Source organism: Novosphingobium humi (assembly GCF_028607105.1).
GTDB classification, from domain to species: Bacteria; Pseudomonadota; Alphaproteobacteria; order Sphingomonadales; family Sphingomonadaceae; genus Novosphingobium; species Novosphingobium humi.
Genome location: NZ_CP117417.1, coordinates 1450244 through 1474770, shown reverse-complemented (window position 1 = coordinate 1474770; position 24527 = coordinate 1450244). Strand labels below are relative to the sequence as shown.

The 24527-nt window shown below is 61.0% G+C and carries 39 protein-coding genes; 7 read left to right on the top strand and 32 right to left on the bottom strand.

The window, feature by feature from the left end:
- Positions 1–56: 56 nt before the first annotated feature.
- The 32 genes from PQ457_RS06825 to PQ457_RS06670 all read right to left on the bottom strand — a co-directional run bounded on the left by PQ457_RS06825 (position 57) and on the right by PQ457_RS06670 (position 21736).
- Positions 57–347, bottom strand: a complete 291-nt coding sequence (locus PQ457_RS06825; protein WP_273618981.1) for a phage tail assembly protein — start codon at positions 345–347, stop codon at positions 57–59.
- Position 348: 1 nt separating this feature from the next.
- Complete coding sequence (locus tag PQ457_RS06820; protein ID WP_273618980.1) at positions 349–708, bottom strand: phage tail tube protein; 360 nt, start codon at positions 706–708, stop codon at positions 349–351.
- Positions 709–718: 10 nt separating this feature from the next.
- Entirely contained in the window at positions 719–2245 is a 1527-nt protein-coding gene (locus PQ457_RS06815) for a phage tail sheath subtilisin-like domain-containing protein (protein ID WP_273618979.1), read from the bottom strand.
- A 4-nt stretch (positions 2246–2249) separates the two neighbouring features.
- On the bottom strand, positions 2250–2456 hold the full coding sequence (locus PQ457_RS06810; RefSeq protein WP_273618978.1) for a hypothetical protein: 207 nt from the start codon (positions 2454–2456) through the stop codon (positions 2250–2252).
- 10 nt (positions 2457–2466) lie between these two features.
- Positions 2467–3036, bottom strand: coding sequence for a hypothetical protein (locus tag PQ457_RS06805; protein ID WP_273618977.1), 570 nt, complete (start codon positions 3034–3036; stop codon positions 2467–2469).
- Positions 3036–3365, bottom strand: a complete 330-nt coding sequence (locus tag PQ457_RS06800; protein ID WP_273618976.1) for a head-tail joining protein — start codon at positions 3363–3365, stop codon at positions 3036–3038. The genes PQ457_RS06805 and PQ457_RS06800 overlap by 1 nt, the downstream gene beginning before the upstream one ends.
- A 12-nt stretch (positions 3366–3377) precedes the next feature.
- On the bottom strand, positions 3378–4415 hold the full coding sequence (locus tag PQ457_RS06795) for a major capsid protein (RefSeq protein ID WP_273618975.1): 1038 nt from the start codon (positions 4413–4415) through the stop codon (positions 3378–3380).
- Positions 4416–4576: 161 nt separating this feature from the next.
- On the bottom strand, positions 4577–5239 hold the full coding sequence (locus PQ457_RS06790) for a head decoration protein (protein WP_273618974.1): 663 nt from the start codon (positions 5237–5239) through the stop codon (positions 4577–4579).
- A gap of 68 nt (positions 5240–5307) precedes the next feature.
- Positions 5308–6093: a hypothetical protein gene (locus tag PQ457_RS06785; RefSeq protein ID WP_273618973.1), complete on the bottom strand. Its 786-nt coding sequence runs from the start codon at positions 6091–6093 to the stop codon at positions 5308–5310.
- 47 nt (positions 6094–6140) lie between these two features.
- Entirely contained in the window at positions 6141–7007 is an 867-nt protein-coding gene (locus tag PQ457_RS06780) for a S49 family peptidase (protein ID WP_273618972.1), read from the bottom strand.
- Entirely contained in the window at positions 7007–7282 is a 276-nt protein-coding gene (locus tag PQ457_RS06775) for a hypothetical protein (RefSeq protein ID WP_273618971.1), read from the bottom strand. Before PQ457_RS06775 ends, PQ457_RS06780 begins: the two co-directional genes overlap by 1 nt.
- Positions 7282–8970: a phage portal protein gene (locus PQ457_RS06770; protein ID WP_273618970.1), complete on the bottom strand. Its 1689-nt coding sequence runs from the start codon at positions 8968–8970 to the stop codon at positions 7282–7284. The genes PQ457_RS06775 and PQ457_RS06770 overlap by 1 nt, the downstream gene beginning before the upstream one ends.
- Positions 8970–9233, bottom strand: a complete 264-nt coding sequence (gpW, locus tag PQ457_RS06765) for a gpW family head-tail joining protein (protein WP_273618969.1) — start codon at positions 9231–9233, stop codon at positions 8970–8972. Before gpW ends, PQ457_RS06770 begins: the two co-directional genes overlap by 1 nt.
- Positions 9234–9242: 9 nt before the next feature.
- Entirely contained in the window at positions 9243–11420 is a 2178-nt protein-coding gene (locus tag PQ457_RS06760) for a phage terminase large subunit family protein (protein WP_273618968.1), read from the bottom strand.
- A complete protein-coding gene (locus PQ457_RS06755) occupies positions 11353–11979 on the bottom strand; it encodes a hypothetical protein (protein WP_273618967.1) in 627 nt (208 codons plus the stop codon). Before PQ457_RS06755 ends, PQ457_RS06760 begins: the two co-directional genes overlap by 68 nt.
- A gap of 124 nt (positions 11980–12103) precedes the next feature.
- Positions 12104–12286: a hypothetical protein gene (locus tag PQ457_RS06750; protein ID WP_273618966.1), complete on the bottom strand. Its 183-nt coding sequence runs from the start codon at positions 12284–12286 to the stop codon at positions 12104–12106.
- Positions 12287–12291: 5 nt separating this feature from the next.
- Positions 12292–12978 (bottom strand): hypothetical protein, encoded by a 687-nt coding sequence (locus PQ457_RS06745; protein ID WP_273618965.1) that lies wholly within the window; start codon positions 12976–12978, stop codon positions 12292–12294.
- Entirely contained in the window at positions 12978–13190 is a 213-nt protein-coding gene (locus tag PQ457_RS06740) for a hypothetical protein (RefSeq protein WP_273618964.1), read from the bottom strand. Before PQ457_RS06740 ends, PQ457_RS06745 begins: the two co-directional genes overlap by 1 nt.
- On the bottom strand, positions 13187–13387 hold the full coding sequence (locus tag PQ457_RS06735) for a hypothetical protein (RefSeq protein ID WP_273618963.1): 201 nt from the start codon (positions 13385–13387) through the stop codon (positions 13187–13189). The genes PQ457_RS06740 and PQ457_RS06735 overlap by 4 nt, the downstream gene beginning before the upstream one ends.
- A gap of 587 nt (positions 13388–13974) precedes the next feature.
- On the bottom strand, positions 13975–14775 hold the full coding sequence (locus tag PQ457_RS06730; RefSeq protein WP_273618962.1) for a hypothetical protein: 801 nt from the start codon (positions 14773–14775) through the stop codon (positions 13975–13977).
- The gene (locus tag PQ457_RS06725) at positions 14776–15855 is read right to left on the bottom strand and encodes a ComEC/Rec2 family competence protein (RefSeq protein ID WP_273618961.1); all 1080 of its coding nucleotides are present in this window, start codon (positions 15853–15855) and stop codon (positions 14776–14778) included.
- 284 nt (positions 15856–16139) lie between these two features.
- Positions 16140–17000: a hypothetical protein gene (locus tag PQ457_RS06720; protein ID WP_273618960.1), complete on the bottom strand. Its 861-nt coding sequence runs from the start codon at positions 16998–17000 to the stop codon at positions 16140–16142.
- On the bottom strand, positions 16954–17403 hold the full coding sequence (locus PQ457_RS06715; RefSeq protein ID WP_273618959.1) for a LexA family protein: 450 nt from the start codon (positions 17401–17403) through the stop codon (positions 16954–16956). The genes PQ457_RS06720 and PQ457_RS06715 overlap by 47 nt, the downstream gene beginning before the upstream one ends.
- A 384-nt stretch (positions 17404–17787) precedes the next feature.
- A complete protein-coding gene (locus PQ457_RS06710) occupies positions 17788–18177 on the bottom strand; it encodes a hypothetical protein (RefSeq protein ID WP_273618958.1) in 390 nt (129 codons plus the stop codon).
- Positions 18178–18271: 94 nt separating this feature from the next.
- A complete protein-coding gene (locus PQ457_RS06705; protein WP_273618957.1) occupies positions 18272–18493 on the bottom strand; it encodes a hypothetical protein in 222 nt (73 codons plus the stop codon).
- A 180-nt stretch (positions 18494–18673) separates the two neighbouring features.
- Positions 18674–19618, bottom strand: coding sequence for a hypothetical protein (locus PQ457_RS06700; protein ID WP_273618956.1), 945 nt, complete (start codon positions 19616–19618; stop codon positions 18674–18676).
- Entirely contained in the window at positions 19615–20019 is a 405-nt protein-coding gene (locus PQ457_RS06695; RefSeq protein WP_273618955.1) for a hypothetical protein, read from the bottom strand. Before PQ457_RS06695 ends, PQ457_RS06700 begins: the two co-directional genes overlap by 4 nt.
- 69 nt (positions 20020–20088) lie before the next feature.
- Entirely contained in the window at positions 20089–20511 is a 423-nt protein-coding gene (locus PQ457_RS06690) for a helix-turn-helix domain-containing protein (RefSeq protein WP_273618954.1), read from the bottom strand.
- A gap of 25 nt (positions 20512–20536) precedes the next feature.
- On the bottom strand, positions 20537–20707 hold the full coding sequence (locus PQ457_RS06685) for a hypothetical protein (protein ID WP_273618953.1): 171 nt from the start codon (positions 20705–20707) through the stop codon (positions 20537–20539).
- Positions 20708–20736: 29 nt separating this feature from the next.
- Positions 20737–21102 (bottom strand): hypothetical protein, encoded by a 366-nt coding sequence (locus PQ457_RS06680; RefSeq protein ID WP_273618952.1) that lies wholly within the window; start codon positions 21100–21102, stop codon positions 20737–20739.
- Positions 21099–21344, bottom strand: coding sequence for a hypothetical protein (locus tag PQ457_RS06675; RefSeq protein ID WP_273618951.1), 246 nt, complete (start codon positions 21342–21344; stop codon positions 21099–21101). The genes PQ457_RS06680 and PQ457_RS06675 overlap by 4 nt, the downstream gene beginning before the upstream one ends.
- Positions 21341–21736, bottom strand: coding sequence for a helix-turn-helix domain-containing protein (locus tag PQ457_RS06670; protein WP_273618950.1), 396 nt, complete (start codon positions 21734–21736; stop codon positions 21341–21343). The genes PQ457_RS06675 and PQ457_RS06670 overlap by 4 nt, the downstream gene beginning before the upstream one ends.
- A gap of 116 nt (positions 21737–21852) precedes the next feature.
- On the opposite strand from PQ457_RS06670, the gene PQ457_RS06665 reads away from it, so the two are divergent.
- From PQ457_RS06665 to PQ457_RS06635, 7 genes are all read left to right on the top strand, one after another.
- Positions 21853–22122, top strand: a complete 270-nt coding sequence (locus tag PQ457_RS06665) for a transcriptional regulator (protein ID WP_273618949.1) — start codon at positions 21853–21855, stop codon at positions 22120–22122.
- Positions 22123–22606: 484 nt separating this feature from the next.
- A complete protein-coding gene (locus PQ457_RS06660) occupies positions 22607–23095 on the top strand; it encodes a hypothetical protein (RefSeq protein WP_273618948.1) in 489 nt (162 codons plus the stop codon).
- 115 nt (positions 23096–23210) lie between these two features.
- Positions 23211–23516, top strand: coding sequence for a hypothetical protein (locus PQ457_RS06655; RefSeq protein WP_273618947.1), 306 nt, complete (start codon positions 23211–23213; stop codon positions 23514–23516).
- Positions 23513–23635 carry a hypothetical protein gene (locus PQ457_RS06650; protein WP_273618946.1) on the top strand — a complete coding sequence of 41 codons (123 nt, stop codon included), beginning with the start codon at positions 23513–23515 and terminating at the stop codon, positions 23633–23635. The genes PQ457_RS06655 and PQ457_RS06650 overlap by 4 nt, the downstream gene beginning before the upstream one ends.
- Positions 23628–23867, top strand: coding sequence for a DUF2312 domain-containing protein (locus tag PQ457_RS06645; protein WP_273618945.1), 240 nt, complete (start codon positions 23628–23630; stop codon positions 23865–23867). The genes PQ457_RS06650 and PQ457_RS06645 overlap by 8 nt, the downstream gene beginning before the upstream one ends.
- Positions 23867–24100, top strand: coding sequence for a hypothetical protein (locus tag PQ457_RS06640; protein ID WP_273618944.1), 234 nt, complete (start codon positions 23867–23869; stop codon positions 24098–24100). The genes PQ457_RS06645 and PQ457_RS06640 overlap by 1 nt, the downstream gene beginning before the upstream one ends.
- Positions 24097–24495 (top strand): hypothetical protein, encoded by a 399-nt coding sequence (locus PQ457_RS06635; protein WP_273618943.1) that lies wholly within the window; start codon positions 24097–24099, stop codon positions 24493–24495. The genes PQ457_RS06640 and PQ457_RS06635 overlap by 4 nt, the downstream gene beginning before the upstream one ends.
- The last annotated feature ends 32 nt before the right edge of the window (positions 24496–24527 follow it).

The following is a 24527-nucleotide window of genomic DNA, read 5'->3' as shown; positions in this document are numbered from 1 at the left end:
CCAGGTGTAGGGATAAAGCTCAATGGGCAGCTTGCCATGCAGCTGCCCGAGCAGGCTCAGGCGTCGGCGCCAGTCGAGGGGGCGTCGGCGAAAAAACGCCCCAGGTACTCCGCCGCGCGCTTGCCATCGCGCACGCCCAGATTGCGGACCGCCGGTTCGGGAACCCCGGAAATCAAGGCAATCGCCTTCGCGTCGGCTTTCCAGCCCTCATCCGCGCCAAGCTCGATCATTTCGCCCACCGTGGGCTCGCGCAGGCGCAGCTCGGTATAGGTGATATCGCCCAGCGTTACCGGCTTACGCAGCGTGATGATCAGCTGTTCCGGGATATTCTCGGTCGTCTCGGCCACCTTACTGCTCCTTCACGCTGGCCGAGGCGAAGCGGATGCTGAAGGTGCCGTCCTCGGTGTTGACCTCGGCCGGCTCACCATCGCGCCAGGCGTTCTTCGCGATGATGACCTTCCCATTGGCCAGAACCGCCACAACGGTGACGCCATCGGCCGCATTGAGGTCGGCGATCTTGAATGCGTTGCTGTCGCGGCCGGTCCAGGCGATATGACCCGCCTGCGGCATTTCCTTATAACCGTGGACCCCATCCTGACCGGTGAGGGTTTCACGGTTACTGCTGCTGACCAAATAGGTGCCCGATCCGGACACAGCATAATTCGTCCCGTCGATCGTGATCGACAGGGTTCCCGCAATGGCGGACATAGTGACCTCCTTAGATCAGGCGGAACTGGAACAGGGTGGCGAACTGGCGCAGCTGATTGATCAGCGTTCCCGGCCACAGGACGTTAACGCGATCAGGATTGGTCTGGTCCTTTTCCACGATCAGGTTCTGCGCAAAGGCATCCGATTGCTGGACGAGCGCAAAATCCTCCTCGAGCGTGAGATAGGAGGCGATGATGTCGGCCCGGATCACGGCAGGCGTCACGACGCGGGAATTCGCCTTCACGCGCGTTCCGTCGGCGGCCAGCTTGCAGCGGGCATATTTGGTCTGAACCCAGCTGCGCATGAACCGCATGACGAACATCAACGTGTAGAGCGTCTCGACGTTCAGATAGGAATTGTCGGCCGCCCCCTGAGCATTGGCGACATAGGTGGTGATGATGCGCTCCATCTGCACCGTCCCGGTGGCGTCGACAAGCCAAGTCGAACAGCCGCTGTAGAGCAGCGTGGTGTTGCGGACCGGCTGGAGGTAGCGCGACGCCATGATGGGAGCCAGCAGACCCTGCACCGGCAGAAACTGCAGCGGGATCCCCGGATCGTTGCGCAGGCTTTGCGCGCCCGCGCCTGCGAAAGCAGCCGCCCAGCCCCAGACCGGATTGGGCCCATCGTAAAACGGAACGATCGTCAGATGCTGGTTGTTTTGCGCGGCGGCAGCGGCAGCCACGGTGCCTGCGGTGCCGCGCATGGCGGTCCAGACATGGCCATAGATCTGTGAGAGCGGGTTCCAGCGGCCACCCGCCGTGTCGGCCAGAAAGGCCTTCAGGGCAGTCAGCGCCGCGCTGTCCGTCTGTGCGCAGACGATGAAATCGAAAGCCTGATCGGAAAGATTGGTGAGCGGCGTGGTAAGCGCCGGGTTGGTCGCGCCGCCGGCCATGGCCGTGATCGCAATGGTCACCCCGGCGGGCAATGCCTCGCCACCGGCGGTGCCGAGAAAGTTGACGCGCAGGTCGATATCGTTGCCCAGCAGGCCCGCATTGCGCGCGGTCACCGTGACATTGGCGCCGGTGGCCGATGCCGTCACCGGCAAGCCGCAGGCGATCATTGCCGGATTGCCGCCGACCCGCCCATCGGAACCATTGATCGCGGTCACGATATTGGCGGCGATGACACTGGCCGTATCGCCCGTGGAAACCGCAATCGGAACCAGCACCCCCGCAACATAGAGTGCGATCGTGCCGGGCGCAGTGGCCGTGCCGGTTACGGCCAGCGTGCCGGCGGCCGCTGTGGCGCCCCCGGCATCAGCCAGGGGCAGCGCCCATACTTCGCCCGCGCTGTCATTGAGCGCGTAATAGGCCGCCATTTGCGACAGGATCGAGCCCTTCCCGCCGCCCGTCACCGCTTCGGCCGCCGAAGCAACCCGCACCGGCGTGCCCGCCGTATAGGTTCCTCCGCTGATGATTTGACCCACCAGCAGCGTGCGCTGGGTCGCCTGCGCGGTGTTGGCCTTCGATGGGTCGAGTTCGGCGAAGAACAGCGGAATGCGCAGGTTCGACGGCGTATTTACGAAAGGCACGGTCATGCCATCATTCCTTTTCTTCGGTTACGGGCACGTCCGCGGCTTCAGCGGTGTCATCGCCTTGCTCGTCTTCGATCAGCAGCAGGTCGCCATGGGCAATCAGCTGCGCGATCGCGAAATCGCCTTCGTCGTGGGGAATGCCGCGAACGCCATCGATCGGGCGGCGGGTGTGCGGATGCAGCACAAGGCGATCCGGGGCGCAGATGACGCGCATGGGCAGGCTCCTAGGGATTGAGGGGGAATTGCGCCGAAAGCGGCGGATGGTTGGCGGCCGTCAGATCCACCTCGGCCATATCGTCGGCGGCGATCGGGGCGAAGCTGTCGGCGTCCTCGAAAAACTCGATCACGAAATCCATGACGATCGCGGCGATATGGGTTGCACCCTCTGCCGAGATCACCAGACCGCTGTCGATCGAGGCGATCTGCTGGATCCGCATGAACAGATCATGCGAATTGACGATCGCCACCTCGATCTGGCGTTTGAGCAGCCAGCAGGCGGCCTCGGCTGCCGCCGCGCCGGCATTGTCCTCGCTCGCATAGGCCTCCACCTCGCCGATCACGCGGATCAGGGCGGTGGTGGTGTATTGCGGCGGCCCGGATCGGCCCTGCGATTGGCGTCTTTCACGCAGGATCCGCAGTTTGATGATCGGCATCTGCCCGCGCACGGTCGGCCAGTCGGCGGGCTGAAAGACCCGCGCGCCGGCATCGGTGGCGCCATCGGCCCGCAGCTGCGTCTCGAACAGGCCGAGCAGCAGCTGCGAGGTGACGATATCGTCCGGCGCGGGCCAAGGCATCAGGGCTGCGCTTTCATCAGCTTGAGCAGAATATGGCCATGGCCATCCGGCAGCGGACGGGCCACGACATAGGTCTTGCCTGTCGCGCTGATGGTGACCCGGTCGCTTTGCACGGCCTCAATGCCGTTCAGCGCGGCCGCGCGGATGCCCAGCGTTGGGGTCTGGATAACCACCTCTTCGCCGTCAACGATATGGGTTTCGGTCGAAGCCTCATCCCACACCGCATCAGGAATCGTGATGGGCTGGCCGCCCCGCGGGACATAGACAACCTCCTCCCCGAAAGCCTTCATCGAAGGCCCGAGCACGAGGCTGTCCCAGTTGATGGCCATGGCCGCCTGCCCTTAGGCGCCCTGATGGCCGGTGCGGAGCACTTCGGGGCGCTTGCAGATGAACAGCGGATAGCCATAGGCCTCCATCCGCCACCAGGAATTGCGATCGCGGTCGAAGATCGGAACGACATAGCGTTCCTTGCCCGGCGTATTGATCCAGTCGAAACTTTCGCCTGGCGCCATCGCCTTTTCAAAAACGCCGGGCGCGTTGACGGGGAAGAACTTCACCTTGTCATCAGGGATCTTGATCGTGGTGTTGTCGTCCGAACCGCGATAGTTGACCCAGTTCACCCCGGCAAAGGGGAAGCTTTCAAACGCCCCGCCCTTGCGCAGTTCGGTAGCGTCCGACCAGTTCTTATAGGTCTTTTCGACGTCGGAATGGGTGATGAAGGCGTCAAAGAAACTGTCGCCGCACAGGCCATAGACGCTGGTCGCCGTGGTGAACGCCCCCTTGGACGAACGCGCCATCGAACGGACCATGGCGTTGATGATCGGACGCAGCGAATATTCGACCTTGGCATCAAGGTTGAATGCGATTTCCGGCGGTTGTGCGAAGCCGAATTCGTCGAACCAGTTGAACCAGACGCTGCCGTCGGCATCGAGCAGCATGCCCTGGACAGCGGCCAGACGCTGATATTCCTCGGTGTAATCCAGCACCGAAAGCAGGCCGGTCGGACCGCCCAGACGACGCGCCACTTCGGTCTGCACCTGCATCAGGACGGTTTCCTGCCCGAATTCACGGATATTCTGCAGCTCGTGCGAATGGATCGTGTCGCCGTTGAAGATGCGCGGCACGTCGAAGTAGCGCATCCTGCGGCGTTCGGTCGTGCGTTCGGCATTGGTGGGCTGGCCGCGCTGGCTGAGCGGAACCACCGTCAGCACGCCGTCACGCTCTTCCACCGCCAGAGCCGTGGTGCGGATCGGATTGTCGTTGAACAGCGCCTCGCCCAGGTCGCCCAGCATGCTGGGCAGGTGCGGGATGCGTTCGACCTGGCTGGTCAGCGCAACTTCGGAGAACGGATCCTGGCGGAAGATATTGATGATCGACATGGAGAGCTCCAAATGGGAGGCCACGCCAATGACGCGCGCAGCCCAAGGGGACGGGCAGCGCGCGCTGACCGGTTCAGTGGATGTTTCGAGACGGGAAAATCAGGCGCCGAAGGACCGGCGCAGGAGGGCCAGATCCCTATGGGATCCGGCCGGCAGAATAATCAGACCGACAGGATGCCCAGCGCCTTCAACTGCGCCAGTGCGGCGGTCTTTTGCGCATCGGTGGTGACGTTGCCGCCCCACAGCAGTTCGGCGATCTGCACCTTCATCGGCCCGCGCACATTAGCCACCGCGCGCCGATCGGCAGAGGTGGCATCGCGATAACCGCTCCACAGGATAGCCGCGGCGTTTTGCAGACCGTTGGTGGCGGTGGGATCAAAGGGACCGTATTTCAGCGCGCCGGTAACGGTGATCGTAAAGCTGTCCGCCGCGGCGAAAGCCGTGCCGCCGGCCGTGATCGTGAAGCCAAGGCCGCCGGCGGAAAAGGCGGTACCGGTCACACCATGGCCCACTTCGATGCCGGTCGGATCGTTGACGATGAAATGGGTCGCATCGTCGAATTCGACGGTATAGACGCCCGCCTTGGCGGCATTGCCGACGGTGATCGCGCCAAACGTCCCGTTGCCGACGTTGGTGCCCAAAGCGGCCGCCGTGGCCGCGCCACCGGTAAACAGGGCCCCCAGCACGAGACCGGCGATGCAGACGCCGCCCCCGGATGCCAGGACGATCGCTTCGCGGGTCAGCATGCCGTCGCTGGGATCCCAGACGACAAAGCCGCCTTCACGGCGGTTTTCGATGAAAACGGGATTGGTGGGATTGCCCATGACCGGGCTCCTTTCTCAAAAATTTGGGGGAAGAGGCCCGGTGCTAAGGCCTGTTGCAGGGGCGCGGATCAGCGCGTCTTGATACCCGCCTTAGCAAAGGCAGCGCCCCAGCTGGCATCGACCGCCTTGGTGCCGGTGATTTCGACATCGGTGCCAAGATTGGTGTTGCGGTTCATGCGTTCGGAGCGAGCATGGCGGTTCTGGCGGCCATCGCCGCCATCATCATCGCGATCATCCCGGTTCGGTCGAGCTTGGCCGCGCAAGGTGCGGATCGCTTCGCGGCGGGTCATACGGGTCTCGCAGGCCAGGCTGACGGCAAGCGGCAGATTGGCGGCAGCCGCGCTATGGCCGAGGATGGCGGCAATGCGCTGCTGCTCGCGGACGCGGGCCGAAGCGCGGGCATTGCGGCCGTGCATTTCCTCGCGGCTGTCGTCCTCGTCATCATCCTCGTCATCTTCGGACGCGCGACGCGAACGCCTGCCTTTGGACTTGTCGTCGTCGCCTTCGTCGTCATCGTCCTCGGCTGCGCGGCGCGAACGCTTGCCCTTGGACTTGTCATCGTCGCCATCATCGTCGGGATCGTCCTCCGACGCGCGGCGCGAGCGCTTGCCCTTGGACTTATCGTCATCCCCATCATCATCGGGATCATCCTCCGATGCGCGACGCGAGCGCTTGCCCTTGGACTTGTCATCGTCGCCATCGTCATCGGGATTATCCTCCGACGCGCGGCGCGAGCGCTTGCCGTTCTGCTCATCCTGATCCTCATCGTCCTCCGCCATCCGGCGGCTTGGACGGGACAGACCGGCGAAATGCGCAAAGCGGCTCGTCCCGGCGGAAAGATTGCTGAAATTCATGGGTCACTCCGTGTTGGCGTCAGGCCAGATGCGGGGCCGGGCCCCCGTCAGAGCTGCTTGAGCAGCGCCCGGAACGCCTCATCCGGCGCGGCGACCGCGTCGGCGAAGCCAATGTCGACCCCATCGGCACCCAGAAACGTGCCGGCCTGAGTGTCGAAAACCTGTTTGCGGGTCATGCCGCGGTTGCGCGCCACCGTTTCGTCGAACAGGCGGCCGACGGTATCGACATCGCGCTGAAACCGCTCGCGCGCGTCTTCGGACAGGGCAACCATCTCGCTGCCCTCGCCTTTCAGCGCACCCTTGGTGATCAGGGTGGGAACCACGCCCATCTGCTTCAGATAACCGGCGATCGACAGGTGGATGTAAATCACCCCGACCGAACCGGTACCGCCCGTGCGCGGCACCCACAGCCGCTTGGGATCGACGGCCGACGCGATGGCATAGGCGGCGGAGAAGGCGTTTTCGCCCAGAATGGCCGCGATCGGCTTGATGCCACGCCCGCCATAGATGGTGTCGACCAGATCGAAACAACCGGCGACGTCCCCGCCCCCGCTGTCGATATCGAAAGCAATGGCATCCACAGCGTCATTGGCCAGCGCGTGCATGAACTGATACCGGATGCGATCATAGCCCGACACGCCCAGCCAATCGCCGTAATGCCACAGCCAGCCAAGCCGCTGGATCAGGATTCCTTTGACCGGAATGACAGCAACACCGCAAATGATGTCATAGGGGCATGCTTCAGCACGCTCGTTGCGCGGCATGCCCCATTCGCGCTCGGGCGTGCCTCCCGGCGTTTCAGCTTCGAGCTTTCCGGCCTGATCGAGCAGCTGCATGACCAGGGGCGCAGATGACGGGGCCAGCGCCACAGGGGTGTTGAAAAGGCCGGTGATCAGATTGAGCGGCAAGCGCATCAGCGCGATCTCCTGGCTTTGGGCTTGGGGTGAACGCGCCCGGATTGAAGCGAAAGCGGCTCGATCCCCGCGTTGCCGACAAACTCCGCCTGCGCCGGCAGTTGGGTCTCGATCATGCGCCGCTCGATCTCGGCCGGGTCTTCATTGACGCGGATCGTTTCGCCCCCGATCAGGCGCAGTGCGCAACCGTCAGGCGCATCGGCCAGATAGGCCACTGCAGAGACCGCAACGCGCAGGGGTATGAGGCCGCCAATGCGGGTGACATCGAAAAACATCAGGGCTGTTCCGTGCTAGGCGCTTGCGCTGCTTGGGTGGCGGAGTAATCCTGCCCGAACCAGCGCGGCGCAGGCAGGCCCAGTTCCTTCATCCGCTTGTATTCGATCGCCCGCTGCTCGAGGTTTTCCTCCCAGTCGGCGCCTTGCCGCGCGCATTCGTCCTCCATGGTCGAAAGCCCGGCATCGAGCCCCAGCACCACGCCCTGACGTTCGGCCACAGGATCGACCCAGCCGCGCGCTGCGCCCAGCCAGCGCCCCCGCGAATAGGCGGTGCGCTGTTCGATGTAGGACGGCGCATTGCGCGGCAGCGGCAGGAGGCCGCGTTCAAACGGTTCCTCGAGCCAGGTGGCGACAACAGGCGTCGCGGTGTTCTGGCTGAAATCCTCGCAGCGGCGGGTATAGGTCTTTTCGGATTGGACGATGCCCGCGCGCGCCGATGACCAGCTGCTGTCGCCATAGTCGTTGTGAACCTCCTCGGCTGATGTGCCGAGGCAGACCGACACCGCACGCAGCATCTCGTGGGCAAAGGGCGTGATATCCTGCTGACCGCCGCCGGGCGCCACAGACTGGATCTTCTCGCCCGGCGCCAGCGTCGCCAGCTTGACGCCGTTGACCTGCAGGTCGCGCTCCGCGTGAAAATCGGCGCGCATGTCCTGGTACCAGCCCAACGCCTGTTCGGTCTGATCCTCGTCTTCCAGCGCTTTTTGGATCATTTCGGTGTCGAACGGGGATTCGATGTAGATGCCAAATGCAGCGGCGACGTTTTCGGCCTGCAGCTTCACACCATAGAGGCGCGCCAGCATCTTGAGCTTGCTGATGACCGGCGCGAAAACAGAGACACCGCGGCTCTGACCAAAACGCTCAGGGTCATAATCGTGATAGACCCGGCGCCAGCCATCCGGATCGATCCGTTCAACCCGCTCCCATTGCATGCTCTGGACAGAATTGTACCAGTCGTACTGATGCGCCTTGCGGAAATGATAGGCGACATGAACCTGATCATCATCCAGCTCGACGCCGCCGCGCAGATACCGAGTGTCGGGCCCCTGATAGGGGTTGGACAGCAGATCGGGATCGATCCCCTGCAGGCAGGTCGCCCATTTCGCGGCGCCCGGCCCGATCCGGTCGGGCCGCCAATGGGCCATCAGGACGCTTTCGCCGTCGACCAGCTTATGCCCGAGCGCCACACGGAAGATCTGCGACAGGCTCATTTCCTGCGTCAGGTCGGCGTAATGCCCGACATCGTCTGCCCAATCGCGCAGTAGGGCCTCCAGCGCCTGCCGATATTCCGCCGCCCAGACGGCATCGAAGCCCTTGGCGTGCAGCGACAGCACCCGGTAATCGGGCTTGGCCACAAAGCGATAGGATGCGCCGATGGTGGAATCGAGAATGCGGCTGATCGCACCGGATACCCACGGGTCGTTGCGCCGGAGATCGCGCACCCGCGCGGCCATGCGGTCGCGATAGATGTTGATCTCGGAGTCGGGCGACCGGATCCACGGATACCACCCTCCCAGCTCCTTTGAGCTCCAGTCGGCCCCGTCATAGGGAAACCACTGGGGCGATTGTCCCGACAAGGATCCGCGCATGCGCCCGCGGCCGCCTCGCGCGCCTTCCCGGATGCGCGCGATATCCGTTGAGGAGATCACGCGCCCCTGATTGTCGAGGATGGCGGGCGGCGTCGGCATCAGAAGCGAACCCCAATGGCCCGGCGCGGGCTGCGGATGATGCCGAGCTGCGCCTGCAGCTGCCGGATTGCCATGGTCAGCTGGGCTATGTTGGTGCGGTCATAGGTGACCGACTTGCCGCCCTCGCCCTGCGTATAGGATGCGCTGACCACCTTGGCGCCCGACATCAGGTCCAGGTAATCCTGCTGCATCTGGGCCAAGCGTGCCTGCAGGACGGATGTATCCATCCCGGCAAGCACACTGGTCTGGGGATTGAAGCGCATGGCATTCCTTCAGGCGAGGCGGCGGCCTAATTTGCGGGCGTCGGGGCGCCCCCGCCGTGGCGGTGGCTGGGGCGGTTTCGGAGGTGTTGGCGGTGGCTGCGCAGGCGGTGACGGGGCGGGCGTTCCCGGATCGGACGGCGGCAGTTCCTGATCTTCAGGTTCCGGAGATCCGGACCCGACCGTTCCGGGCGTGATGGCGGCGCCGACATCGTCGGCCAGTCGGTTAAGCTTCAGTCCCATGTGCATCAGGCCATGGAGCGCGGCATAGGCATAGACACGGCAGTCGAGCGCCTCGTTCGCACGCCCGGGCTTGGGCACCCACTTGCGCCGGCGCAGCGACCCATGCCCGGTCCACTCGATCTGTTCGGCCGTCAACTGGGCAAAGCGGTTGACGTCGGTCTGCACATTGAAGTGCATGTAGCCCGGGCCCGGCTTAGTCTTGCGCAGGGACGCATGGACGAAATCCTTGGCCGCGTTGACCCCGATGATGATCGGCCGGAACGACTTTTTCGAACGGGAGCTTGGCCGCTTGATCGGCCAGACAGGGTTGGTGTGACCGGTCTTTGCGCTCTCTCCCTTGATCGCCCAGACCTTGCGGCCGAGGCGCGCCTTGGCAAAATTGTAAACCGCATCGGTATGGTGGCCGCCGGAGTCGATACAGATCGCGCGCGTGGTAAACGGCCGTCCGTCTGCGCGGAACCAGACCCGCGCCAGATAGGCATCGATCTGGGCCTGCACTTCCGGATCGGAGATCTCGCCGTCGATGACGTGATAGTCGATCGACCAGCTTTCTTCGTTCCGGCCCCACCCGACGTTCTCTATTTCGACGCGGTAATCCTGAACGTCGATGCCGGTGGTCATCACCGCAACGCCGTCGGGAACCTCAGCCTCCCAGATCTCGCAGCGCGCGGCCAGCGCATCGAGGGAGATCTCCGCCCCGACGTTGCGCTTGTAAGGCCACGCGGCCTGCGTGTTCCACCAAGGCTGGAGCTTGTCTTCGTCGCCCTGCGCCTTGATCCACTTCTTCGCGATCATTGCGGGTCGGTCGCGATCCCACGGGCTGAAGAGCTTGCCCGCCTGAAAGCCCGCATGTTCGTTGGGCACCGCCCATGTGCCGCAATGGACGCATTTGGCGCGATAGACGGCGTGGCGGTTGGACGCCCACCAGTCCCAGACCCGATCGACGGGATCAGGCTGCCCGTTGCGCCAGGTACTGGCATAGGCATCGAGCGGGATCTGCTTTTCGCCGCAGCAGTCGAACGGCCTGGTCTGATGCCAGCGGATCGTGTTCAGCGCCCGGCGGCGTTCAGCCTCGGACCAACCGACACTGCATGCCTCGCAATAGACCGCAGCGGTGTCCGTCTTGTGCTGGCCGTCCTCGGTCTTGTCCCAATGGACGTGGTCGAAGAAGTCCAGAAACTGGCGGTGGCCGCAATGCGGGCAGGCCACGCTGGCGCGGCGCTGGTCGCTGTCGAGATAGGACTTCTCGATATTGCTCTCGCCCTTGACCGTGGGAGAGCAGACGCGGATCGAAAGCCAGTTAGCAAAGGACGCCAGACGCTCATCGCCGATGTCCATCGCCAAGCCTTCCCGGGTGATCGGGTACTTGTCGATTTCATCGTACATGATGATGCGCAGCGGACGGCGGGCCAGGTTGTCCGGACTGCCGGCGCCGACCAGGGCAAGGAAGCCGCCCGGGAAGGCCTTATAGTCAATTGTCTCCTCAGAATTTCGGCTCTTGCCGGTCCCGATGATCTTTCGCAGCGCGGGGGTAGCACTGATGAAGGGGCTGATACGCTCCTTGCTGAACTGCTCGGCCGCGTCGTCCTTGGGCTGGACGATCATCATCGGCGCCGGATCGAGATCGGCATGATAGCCGAAAACATTCTCGATCAGGCTGGTCTTGAGCAGCTGCGTGGCCACCATCGCGGAGATGGTGTGAACGCCGGGCTCGGTGACAGCCAGCATCGGGCCGCGCGCGATCTCCACGTCGCTGGTCCGCCACTGGCCTGCGGTGCTCCCGGCGCCGCGTGGCTTTACCCGGGTGGTATCGGCCCATTCAGGGATGCTGATCCGCGGCGGCGGGCGCCAGCCCAGCCGGAAGTGCTCGATCAGCCGCCTATTCTGTGTCTCCTTCCGAGAAGTCCGGCTCGGGCTCGCCAAGGGCTTCGAGCTGCTCTTGGACATAGACGTTTAATGCCTCGACGACGCGGGCCGTCTCCACGCCCAGATCCGCCGCGAGCAAAGGCCCGATTTTGACCGGCCAGGTGATCCATGAATCGCGCTGCTGACGGGCCAGCTTGAAAAAGACCTTCCCCGCCCGTTCGATCTCGATCAGCTCGCCCGCATCGCGGCGCAGGCTCAGCAGCTGGCGGGCGGCAAGGGCATTTTCTTTGATCCGCTGCGCATTGACCTGCGAAGTATATCTGCCCTGCTCCAGGTCGCCCAAGAAGTCGTCGATCTGTGAGGGATCGTACTGATCTCCAACCCCGTCAACCGGGTTGCCGTCAGGGTCAACCTCTTCACCGTCAGCGTCAACCGGTTGACGCCGACGGTCAACCGGCGGCGCATCAGTTGACCCTCGTTTGAAATTGCCGAGACCCGCGTCCCGCATCCTCTGATCGGACTTTTCCACGTTAACCAGTTCGCCGGAGAAGACCAGAACTCCGCGACTTTTCCATTTGCTTGCGGCTTGCTTCGACGCGCCGTGGATCTTCGCATATTGGGCGAGCGAAGCTGTTGTCATGGGGTCAACCGTCAACCGTCAACCGGATTTTGGGGGTCGTAGCTGGGGAGACGCCGAGGTGCGCAATTCCCCACGTAGCAGATGGGCCCGGGAAGGACCCAAAGCCCCCCCGGGGGGGGAGGGGTCAGGGTCGAGGCTTGAGGCGACGGGTGCGGGGGACCCCGGCCGGCCGACGGACGATAGAGAAGGAGCTGAGGCCAGGCAGGCTAGTGTCGACAAGGGCATACACCTCGAAGCCGAATGGATTGACCACCGCGTCGACGATGATGGCGGCGGCGGCTTTTACACGGAAGGTCAAATGCTTCATGGTCATTACCCCTTACTTGACGCCAGCGCCCTGCGGAACGCCGCATCGAACTCACGCTTGGCATTGGCGCTCACATAGGCTCGCGCAGCTTCGTAAAACGGAAAATGCTCTGGCGCTGGCGTAGTATCCTCGAAGCGGATCAATAGTTTTAGACCACCGCGAGGTTGGCTGATCTTCTTCCGTTTACCGCCCTTGCCATGTGTCGGCATCATAGGACCTTGGCCCGTCCTTTGCCAAAACCCGTTAACAATGTTGCCGTGTTTATCCCGGACACCGCCCACAAAAACATCACGACGGCGTTTCAAGCTGCGCAAGGTGCCGACCGGAAGATTGCCATGGCCGTCAACGGCAATATTCTTGGGCACGATCATGCCCTTTTTCACACCCTTCCGGCTAATGAGCGACCGGTTTCCACCCTCAACATAGGGCAGCAGGTAGGTCGCCGCGATCTTCCGTGCCGCTACGAAAGCCACAAGATTTCGCTTCGTAGCACTTCGAACCGCAAATCCATCCTGTGTAAATTCGGTCGGGCTCTCAAACGTCGCCTTCACTTCATCCCGCTCAAGATCGGCCACACCGCGTGCCAGCGAAGTCAGCGCCAATGCCGAAGCGAACGGCACCTGGTCTGCACCCAAGGCGAAAAGCGCGCGCTGCATGCCCGACAGATCTGCGCGAAAGTCGATCGAGAGCATCAGGCAGGATCGCCCACGTCAATTGCCGCTGCAAATCCCGAGCGAAGCGCTGCATCCTCACGCCGGTTCTGGGCGAAGTCCAGGACGGCCAGCGCTGCGCGGCCGGCATCGATCTCGCGAACGATCTGGCGAAGGGCGTTGCGCGTGATGGGCACGCGTTCCTCGCCCGGACCATCGCTGGCGAACTGACGCAAGACGTTGAGGTCAATCATGTCCGATCCCATTTGCGGCGGAATGCCTGACGAATTCCGGATGCGATCTTGGCGCCGCGCTCTTCCAGCTCATTGAAATGTTCGGCGCTGCGCACGCCCGCGCCCAGATCGCAGAGCAGCTGATCGAGGTCATGGCTGAGCGGCGAAAGCTGCTGCGCCACCGCTACGCCGGGCATCGTTTTGGATGGGGTTTTCACATGCCACGCTCCAGAAACAACAAACCCGCCAACCTGTCGGTGGGCGGGTCCCGGATGCATTTCGTGCTGCTGTTGATTTGCCAGTTACGTGACCGATTTGGATGTCCGGTTTTTGTCCGCAAGCGCCAGCACTGGAACATATAAGTTTGGGACATTCCCACGGCTCGGCGACAGCATTCCCAGTTCCGATCCGTGGGTCATGATAAGGCCTTGTTTCACGCCTGTGAGTTGAACCGGAAAGGCAGGGATTTGTATTACACCATCATCCGAGTCCGGCCCCTGAGCGGCAGCTCCGGCTGAAGCGGTCAGCCTCAGTTGGCCCTTCCCCTATAGGCATGCAGGGTGACGCGGGCGACGGTTTCAATCGTTGCGGGAGAGCAACAGCCGCCGCGCTGAACAACCCAGCCGAACCTTGATCGAGCCGCATAATGGCGAACTTTGCTAACGTTGGTCCCAATCCACTCTATGTGCGACATCGCGATGAACTTTGAAAACCGGTCTGACCTGAAGCATTTGGATGAAACTAATATGCGTACTCTACAAAATCCAAGAAACGGGAAATAATAACCGGAGAATTCGGCATAGCGTCAGGTTGTCGTTGTTTTCGTACGTCTTGGCTTACGAGGGATCACTTCCGAACATGCCAGCAGCCTGTCGGTATATGCCCATGAGGCATCCATTACAAATGCCTCGGTCACTACAAACAGCCATGCGATGGTCGCCCCCGCGAGCAATAGCACCAAGATGATCGCTGCAATTCGGCGATCATCTTCCAGGTCAGACATCAGCCAAAGGTTGGAGCTAACCGCACCAAAGCATAACACGTTTAAGACTAGCCCAGCTGGCTTGAGGCCTAACAGGTTTCGTCGAAAGCCATAGGACCGGTTTTCAGACTGTAACAAGCGAAATTGCTTTTCATCCCGTGTTCGCTCTCGAAGCCAATCTACCGCAGACCGGTAGAGATCGTCGGCATGGCGCGGATCAAGAGCCTCCTCCTCCGGCGTCGGCAATTCTAAGCCGAGACCGCGCAGAGCCGCATGATAACGTGCTTTCGTGGCAATAGAGAGGTGAGCGTCCCGGTGGCGCAAAGCAACCGTCGAGGCTAGGCCACCATCGCGTTCAACTATCCGCTGCTGCACCGCTCTTCCGCTGGCTCGACCGAAATGCATAAGGAGGAGGATGATCGCTGTTGAGACCGCCATCGACGCGGCCGCACCGCTGAGCAGTTTCCACGCTCGAGGAAAAAGCAGAACAAGGGACACAGACACAGGAGCCGTGGCAAGCATGGCAGGAGCAAGCCGTGCGGCCGCCTCGTAGCGGTCGAGCGGCATCAACCGGCCGAGTTCGCGGATCCATGCTACGCCTTGGCTTATGTCCTGCCCCCCCATTCAGGCCTCCTCCTCGTTCGGATACGGTAGCCCGGGCACTCCGGTCCAGCCTGGACGAATAGGAGCATTATGCCAAGTCGCGATAGTGCCATTCTCCGTGGTGATGACCTTGGCGCCCCGATGCATGAAGGCTCGCACGACCGACTTGCGGGGATGGTCCTCGTCCGCCTTGGCAGAACTTACTATCGCCGTAAAACTCTCTGCGCCTTCAACTGGTTGCGAAGCGAGTTTAGGACCAAGCAGAGCGTCCAGAATGTCGGTATCAACATTGCGACGTGAACCATGGTGCGGCACCTGGATCCGATCAAGGCCAGGCAGTTTCAGCCCTTTCATCGGCGCATAATCGATCGCCTCGCGAAGCGCTTCCCGGCCAGCATCGCCCGTCAGAAGAATGCGTAGACCACATAGGTTGGCATATTGCACCACGCTCATCTCGTTTTCGGCGCTGGTCCCTTCCGGTGGGAATGTCTCAGCGCCCCATGCGGCCCGTACCAGATTGGCGATCTTTCTCATAACGGTCCCGACAGCTTCAACGATGCCCTGCGGCTCTGGTTCGGTGCCCTCCGGCGTTTTCTCGGATCTAACAACGAGATCAAGGTAGCGCGTACGGGACGGAGCGAGCACGTGAAACTCGCCAATAGCAGCGCCTTGGAAGGGATCGTAAATTGGGATGCCACGTCTATCGGCGATGGTCTCTAATTCAACCAGATGCGGATAAACCGCCCGTAGGCGGGATCGCAAGCGATCAACCGAGTTGTAGGTCTCGAACCGTGACAGCAATTCTTCAGCGTAAAGCCAAGGACGCAACATCCAAAGGCCACCCACCTCGTAGCCCTCAAGTACCGCGCGGAGTCCTGCCGCGTGATCACCATCGCTATGTGTGACGATCACCGCATCGATCCGATCAGGCGTTCCGTAATGCGTCCTGACGGTTTCTAGAACCGTCTCCCCTGTGTCGAGATACCCTCCATCGACCACATGTACCCTTGTGACCCCGTTAACCTCATATCTAAGCGCGATTGCGTCGCCACTCTTCGCCGTCTCCACGTCGTGGAAGTCGATCTCGAAATAATCCGCCATATTGCCCCCTGAGTCGGATGTTATTACTCAGACACCCGGGCAAATACATATCCGAGGAGGGAGGCGCAGTCATTACTTCATTCCATTACCTCTTTACAGCAACTGGTGCGAACTGCACAGGATCGATACGCCTCAAGATAGCGCGTTGCAGACCGACCGCTCTTGCCCAAACCAAACGTTCGTCATGACCAATTGCCGCTTCTATTTGCTAATAGGCCCTACCCACAAGATTGCCTCATTTACAGGCCGGCACGCCAACGCCGCCAGTCTCCGCCGAATGCGGATCAATAAACCCCAATCCGCCGATGTGCCAGCAACAGATCCTTCTCATCGACCTGCCCTCTGACCTCCTCGAGAATTCCCGGCCACATATCCAGCGCATCGAGCAGAACCTTGCGCGTCCGCCGCACGCTCATTCGCAATCGACGCGCGGCCCATGTCACGCCAAGATCATCGACGACCATGGCCAGCACATGCTGCGCGCCGGTCAAGCAGTCCGCACAGACCGTGGGCAATTCGCGGCGCCAGCGTGAATAGGCCATCGCACGCCGGACCCGGCCGAGGCTCTCGAAAAAGGCTGCGTCTGGGCAAACGCTCAGATCCACGCGGGTTTCCAGGCTGGCGCTCCGCACCGTCACATCGGCATCGATGCGCTCATGCTCCGCCTGAATTTCCAGCGCCCAACCCAACTGGTCATTGCTGATCGCGCCAGACCGGTGGAGGCGCGCCAGTGCTCCCTGACGCATAGTCGCTGCGGCCTGATGCGTTTCCACCGTCCCGTTACGCCGGTGGCCGTACAATCCGCGCGCGCGTGAGTGCTGGGCTGCCAGTTCACGCTCTTCGTTGGCCCTGCCTGCGTGGAGCACAGAATAGGCCGAATCGATGCACCGGCGCCGGTCCTGCGCCGCCCGCTGCAGAGGGGAGGTCTTTGGAGCCTTTGGAAAGGCCTTGCCGCGCTTGTGCTTACGGCCCTTTGCCTGGTCATCAACGTCGGACAGTTTGGAGAGGACCGGATTGAGCAAACGCGCCTTCAGATCGCCCATCTGTTCAAGCTGATTTTTGGCGGCCAGTTGCAGCGGCGTCGGAGGACGGCGCTTTTTACCCTTGCCAGCCTCCACTGATCCGCCTGATTCCGCCTCGCTCATAATCGCCATTGCTTGAATTCCCGCGCCTGCCTGCCAAAGTGGGAGCGTAATCAATGGCAGGGCCTTCCATCAGTCTGCGATTTGTCGCCTCATGCGCGCGGTCGTCAACGCTCCACCCAAGTGACCGCAGCAACTGTACCGCTTCGTCCCGCTGTTGCGGGAGGCGCAGACCGCGCGGGCCGGGGATCTTGATCAGCAATCCGCTGGCCGTGAGGTTGCCGACAATCTGGTGGGCATATTGCCGGCGCACCCCCACGGCCGCCGCGATTTCGCCCAGGCTTGGGCTGTGGCGCCACCGGGCGATATAGTCGTGAACGAAGTCGAGGACCTGCAGCCGCAGGGACACCATAGCCGGGCGCAGCCGCCGCGATTTGCCTTCTATGCTTCCTGCCATTGTGGACATAAGTGGTGCATAGCGCAGGAGTGCCTAATTTTTAAGCACATTGTAACGCTGGCCTAGTGCTATTTTCAGAGCAGCACAAATTAGGAACTAGCCGCTAGAGCCGTTTAAACGGCCTCCGGAGCGCGTTAAGCGGAGTCCGCACTGTACCATTCAACAGCGTTATCCACGTTCTAGCGCCAAATTTTCGAAAAAGACCCTTGCCTACACGCATCCGATTCGGATAAAACGCAAAAAGACCGACGGGGTTGCACCCCCGCCGGTCTGAATGAAATGCAAACAGCCTTGGAAAACTGCTTACCGTTGTGATCACGCAGAATGTTCTAAATCCTAGTGACGGAACCGTCAACAGTTTTTCAAGGCCCCATTAAGGCCATTGAAAACATGTCAAAAGTTCAATTTGCTCGTATTCGTGAACAGGGAATCACCTTCGGCGTCGTCGTGGTTAAGGATAGCGCGGTCGACGACGTGAGCGAACGTAACGGGACCGTTGCCTATTGGAGTCGGTATCTCGGCTGTCCGACCATTTTGCTCGGAGCCAATCGCCACCGGTATTATGGTCGGACCGACCTGGTGCGGTTCATGAGTACCGTCCCCTTCCACGCGATCCCGTGGCGGACGGCCGACATCGCTGCCTAAAAACCCAAGTGCAAACCGGAGCGCGTCGATCAGTTCGGCGCGCTCTTTTTTTATACCCGGTGCAATCACGCAACCTCCGGGAAGAATTTGGAATGCAGTTTGGTTTCCCAACAGCACTGTAAATGTTTGCGACGCCATACATGCCCCCTACTCACCGGACATCGTATAACCATTTAGGTTATATGTAGGAAAGGTATTATTACCCCAGTTGCAGCAGAAATATTTCGCCTGTTTATCCGTCCCTTGCGGTCCACCCATGAAACTCCGCATACCGCCGCGCCGCCGCGCGGGCGCCCAGTTGGGTCGGGTACCGCGGCGCCAGGATCTCGGTCCGCCTTACCGAACCGGTCATCCATTCGACGGCCAGATACCAATGGCCCAAGGCGTTGCTATGCTCGATCCCGATTTCGTATTGCTTGCCGGTCTGATCGCGGAAGAACAGCTTGTTGGCCATATCGCCTCCTGAAGGCCGAACTATGCGGCCGCCCCCATCAGGATCCATAGACCGATCAATGGCACAGGGAATACGCGATTTAAGGGTGGGCGGCTGGCTGAGCTAACCTCAGCCAGCGAACCATGAACAACCCGAAACCTTCGAACGACCCATCCAATAATTATAGACAAATGGAATTCATCACGAAACTTCCGAACTAAAAATAATTTTCCTTATCTCCTCCGGTGCATGACTAAAAACTCTTGAAATTAGTTCATCTCTCGAAATAATATTTGTGTTAAAATCTACTACAAAGAAATTGCTATAGCGCACACTTCCATCTGAAAGCAGGCCAGCATTTTCGACCCATGGCATACCCTTCAAGTATTCCGTAAATCTTGATAAAGAATTTCCGTCCGAAGGATTATTCAGACGAAAGCTAACCCGCTCCAGTTTTCCTGACGGATCAGCATTCGGATGACGAGGCTCCATAAGGTTCCGCGCTATCGACGCTCGATTAGCTCCGCTGCGCACGACGCTCTCCAAAGAAGCTAGGCGATCAAGAATAAGCTTCTCGAAGCCTACGACTTGTTGTTTTGGCTCCAGAATTTCAAACGTTCCAAAATCTTCAATGAAAGATTTAAATGTCTTCTGTTTGAAGCTTTCGTGCAAATTCTTGATCTTTATCGTCAGCTTTTCGATGAATTGATTTGTCTCATGAATATGCAAACCTGACGGATAGTGAAGATGCTCGATAACCCTTGTATCAAACGGAATGTTACCCACGTCATCAGTTATTATAACAACTGGCTTTTTGAACGTAATCCTTATTCCAAGTTCAAACATTACATTAGGATTTAAACCAGATACGTCGCAAACCACTACGGGATTATAATACAAGTTCCTGATGATGCGACTTTGAATGACATCAGACTCAAAATCGTCGCTTACAATCTGAGGGCGCATCCCCGCATCTTCAGCAGCTTTGTTAATGACCCTTCGGACATCATTCCAATGTGTTGTGTCATACTTAGGCGGCATGGCAGAAATAGGCATGATAATGCCACAAACCGGTTTAGACTCCCCGCCTTCCGCCTCTTCGGCTGCCACCGCAGCCGCAATCCCTTTTCCCTTATTTTGGGTCACTGCTCTTCCTTCACTTCATACATTGTCACAGTGCAATCTTTGATGTGCAGCACGCCAGAGGCGGAGAAGAACGACAGCCCGCCAAACCTGTTCTTCCCGGCGACCCGCATCAGCGCCAGACTGGTGTCCTTCGGAATGGCCGGATCGTTCGCCTCGCCTCGCAGCAGCTCAACAGCCCCATCGCCCCGGAAGCCATCGGGGTCGGCAAACTGCGCCCGCACTTTGGCCTCCATGTCTGGGATACTGCCCTTATCGTCCAGACAACCGCGTCCTTCCGCGATCTCTTGTGCCGACAATTTCGGCTTTTGAGACGCCGACCACAGACCAACGGCCACGATCAGGGCGAAGATCACTGCGAAGGCGATAAACAGCCGCCAAATCCACTTAAGCCACAGCGGCATAGGTCGGCGCCTGCCGTCATGATCTCGATCACTCACCCCGATTGCCCCCACAATGCCAAGCCCTGCAGGCTATCCCCGCGCGCCGTATCCCGTCAGACCATGGCGGATGCCCGGCCCCGCAAATGGTTCAGGTTTGCGCTCCTGAAGGCGTGAAAGGCCGGTCTTTCCGGCCTGCGCCATGGTGCGCATGATTTCCGCGACGGCCAGCCTGCCGCTGGGGGCCAGCTGGCGGTAGAGTTCGAGGATCGCCCACTCTTCCTTGTCGATCGCGGCTTCGGCGGCGCTGATCGAGGGATCATCGGTTTCGCCAAGCAGATATTCCTGGGAAACACGAAAACGGCGGGCAAGGATAGGCAGCTTTACAAAATCGAATGGGGCCCCGTTCAAAATCCTTGCGAGCGCCTGAACGGAGATGCCAAGGTCCTTCGCCAACGTCTTCTGGGCAACCCTGTGAATAGCCATGAGGCGGCGCAGCCGGTCGCGGCAGATCATTTGCCGATGCCCGCCGCGATGCCCATCAGTGGATCATCGCCTTGAACCTGTCGGCAAACACGATGACGGCCGTCAGGAATGCGACACTGCTCATGGCAATCTTGGCCATGTATCCTTTTGAGGGAAGCCGCGCGATCCGCGCGTTGAGCATTGCCATCTCACCGTGCAAATTCTCAGTGCCGTCACGCCATCTCATAGAACGGGCGCCTCCCCCTCCACTTGTCGTTATTTCTGCCGATCAAGCTTCGCGCTGATTTCATCCAGCTTTTTGTCTATATTATCAAGGCGAACACCCTGCTTGGCCTGTTCGGTCTTGATGTCGGCGGACTGATCGGCCAGCTTGATATAGCCAACGGATAGGGCACCGAGGACGAAGACAACGGCGCCGACCCACCCATACAGCAGATTGCGCACGTCGCCATGCAACCGTTCAAGCTGCGTGTTGACGGAGGTCTTCCAGTCGTCGGTCATGCCGCCATCCATACCACCGCCGCCGCCGTATTGCGAGATGATCTGTTCCAAACGGTTCTGGGTCGCGCCAATTTCCCGCTGGGCCGATAATAGATCTGCCAACCTGTTATCGACCGTCATTGGATCGCCTCGATAGTCTTGTCGAAATGGGAAAATACCAGATCGGAGGTTGCCTTCATCTCCTGAGACAAGCTTTGGATCGCGGGGATGTTCATTGTCTCGCCTGCCGACGAACTTAACAACAAACTCAACAACTGAGAATTGATCGACATCTGATGTGACATGATCGACAGCAGGAAAATCGGAAGATTTTGGAGATAACGCTCCTTTTCCTCCGCCGTTGACATGGCCTCATCTGTCATCGGACTGTCTCCTGTGGCTGGGCGCTTTTTGCCTTCATCACAGGCTTCACGCTGATTGCTCTTGATGATGGTCGGTTCGAGGCAGGCGACGCCAACGCCGCTTGGGCCATCGTGCGCATGATTTCGATCACGGCTTTTTGGCCGGACGACTCGAGGCTGTTGAACAACGACAGAACCGCAATTTCCTGATTGGACAAAACCGGAACCGGAGCACCCTCATTCGGATCGTCGACTTCCCCCAACAAGAATTCCGGTGACGCCCCCACCGTTTTAGCAATCAACGGCAGCTTGCGCGGGTCAGATGTTTCGCCGTTCACGATACGGCTAACTGCCTGAGGAGAAATGCCAATCGCATCGGCCAACGCTTTTTGCGTGACCTTCTTTTCCTTCATCAAGGAGCGCAGGCGATCAGACCGGAACATGCTCAATGTATCGCAACTAAAGTTGTTGCCAGATAGACAATTTGAGTTGTTGCAAGAATCAACTTTGATTGATATTTCCATAGTCCATGGAACACCACCAATCCGCCTTCATAGCTCTGGGACAAGCAATCGACCGGCTTGGCACACAAGCGGCGATGGCTCGCATTTGCGGGGTATCGGCGACAGCGGTTTGGAAGTGGATGCAGGACAAGAAACCGCTTCCGCCCATTCACGTCCTCGCCGTCGAAGCCGCCACCGGCATTTCCCGCCACGATCTTCGCCCCGACATTTACCCCCGTGATGTCCCAAATTCATCGGGCGAAACCGCCAATTCCGACCAAACAGGTGCCGCATGAACCGGCGCCAACCGCATACGCTGAACGTGCTTTCCCGGTTTGGGCATGTCAGCGGCCGGCGGGAGTCGCTGTACCCGACCCCGCCGGCACCCTCCTTCCGCGCGAACGCCCCCCATCCTGTAGCGCGCGGCGGCGTCCGCCGGGGCTTGACCACCCCGGCGGATTGCGCCCACAATCCTTCAACACCGCGCACCAGATCGCGCCCTCCTTTCCTGCGCCTCCTGCCTATCGCAGCGCTCGTCATCGGTCTGCTGCAATCGGCGGCCGCATTTACAGTGCTTCTCACCGCGCCCGCCGGCGGCGTCGGTCTGCCGCGAAGAGGCGAGCGCGCGCAGGCCTTCCGTGAGCTGAAACTCCACGGAGCCGGCACCCTTCCCTTTGCGCACGCCAGCTGCGCGGGCCGCGGCGGTCTGAGCATGCCCGCCGCGGCCGAACCGTTTCGGCTTGGCGGGGCTGGCACCCATTCCGGCCGGGGGATCCCGGCATGACCTTGCACCGCGCCCCCGGCTCCATCGATGCCGCGCTGGCCCGCATTGCCGGACAGTTAGAAGGCGGATGGGCCGGTGTCGGCCGCGCGGTGGGCAAATCGGAAAGCATGGCCCGCGCATGGGGCCATCCCGGCCGCCGCGAACAGATCCCCATGGATGACGCGATCGCGCTCGATCTGGCCTTTCAGGCGGCGGGCGGCATCGGCGCGCCCATCTTCGAGACCTATGCTCTCCAGCTCGATCTGGCCTGCATCAACCGCTTTGCCGATCGCGCCGCGCTGGGCGTCCATCTGGCCAGCGTGATCAAGGAATCGGCCGAGGCCGAAAGCGCCATGCTGAGCGCGATCCTTCCCGACGCCGGGCCCGCCGAAACCCGCCGCGCGCTGCGCGAGCTGGACGAGGCGCTGGTGGCGATGGGCACGGCCCGCGCGCTGCTCAACAACATGAAGTCCGACGCGACCGACAGCCCGCAGATCCCGCCGTAACCCGGTAACAGGGCCCATCCCGCCCTGCTCCCGCCCAAGCCCCACCTTTCAGCCGTTCCGCCCTGATCCATCCGCTTTCGGGGGCGGTTTTCTGCTGCCTGAAAAGGATGCCGTCATGCTCACCGAAATTCAGAAACGCGATCTGGTCGCCCATCTCATCGGCGTCGGCGCACCTGCCGACCAGGCAGAGGTGACGGTCGATCTCGCGCTCCACGCGATGGAAGAAGCGGTCAAAACCTTTGGCGATCAGCTGAGGGCCGCGCCCAGCGCGCCCTCGGTTATCGTTGCCTTCCAGATCGGCGCCCAGCTGGCAGCCCAGCGCTTTCAGGTGCTGGGCGAAGGCGCCGTTTCCTTCGGCGATATGCTCGGAATGGGCCGCCGAGACTTCAATCTGAGCCGCGCCGATCAGGCGGGGTCATGATCCACCCAGCCACCCTCCGCTTCGCCGTCGGCGCGCTCGGCCTGCTGGCCGTCCCCGTGCTGGCCATGGCGGCCGCGGCGCTTGAACTCTTCATCCCCGGAGTAATCCACCATGGCTGAAATGGCTGCTGACGACCGCCTGCGCCTCCTGATCGAACGCATCGAGCGGCTCGAGGAGGAAAAGAAGGGCATCTCTGACGACATCAAGGACGTGTACCTCGAGGGCAAGGCCACGGGCTATGACCCCAAGGCCATGCGCACCGTTGTGCGCATCCGCAAGATAAAGCCGGATGACCGCAAAGAGCAGCAGGCCATCCTTGACGTTTATCTCAACGCATTGGGGATCGACTGATGGCGCGCGGGCTTGGCGATATTCGCCCGCACTGGCTGCGCCGTGCGATCGTGCCGATGGTCGGCATCATGCTTTGCGTGGCGATCTTTGCGCTTTACGCGGCGGGCACGCTGCTGGTCGCGATCTGGGCTGCTTTGCGCACGCTGGGTGAAGGCCCGGTGAAAATGATCGATGAGCTGCGCTATGAGATCATCCCGGCCATGCGCAGTGCCTGGCGGGGAGAGCGGCCATGAAGCGCGCCTTCCTTGCCCGCATCGCCGCGCGCTTCGCCCGCAAAGCGCCTTCGCCCCGCACCGAACCGCCTGTTCTGCCGCCCGACGACAGTCCGGAGGATTGGGGCGTCAACGATATGGCCGAATGCATCGCGCCCTATGGCGATTGGACCTGCCGTCGCACCGGCCTTGTACTGGAGGGAGGCGAGCCACAGTTCGGCGAAACCTATCGTGTGGTGCAGGTCGATACGATGGATGCGACCACCGGCCTTGTCTTCGCGCCCTGGCCGCGCTGCGCGTTCAACGCGGTGGCGTTCCGCAAGGTCACCCCCCGGGCCGATGAACAGACCGCCGGCACCTGCGCTACGCTGCGCGATCTGCTGCGCTTGCCCGCCAAACCGCTGGAGGTAGCGTGATGGGCGCCCTCCCCCAGTCTCTCCCCCAAACC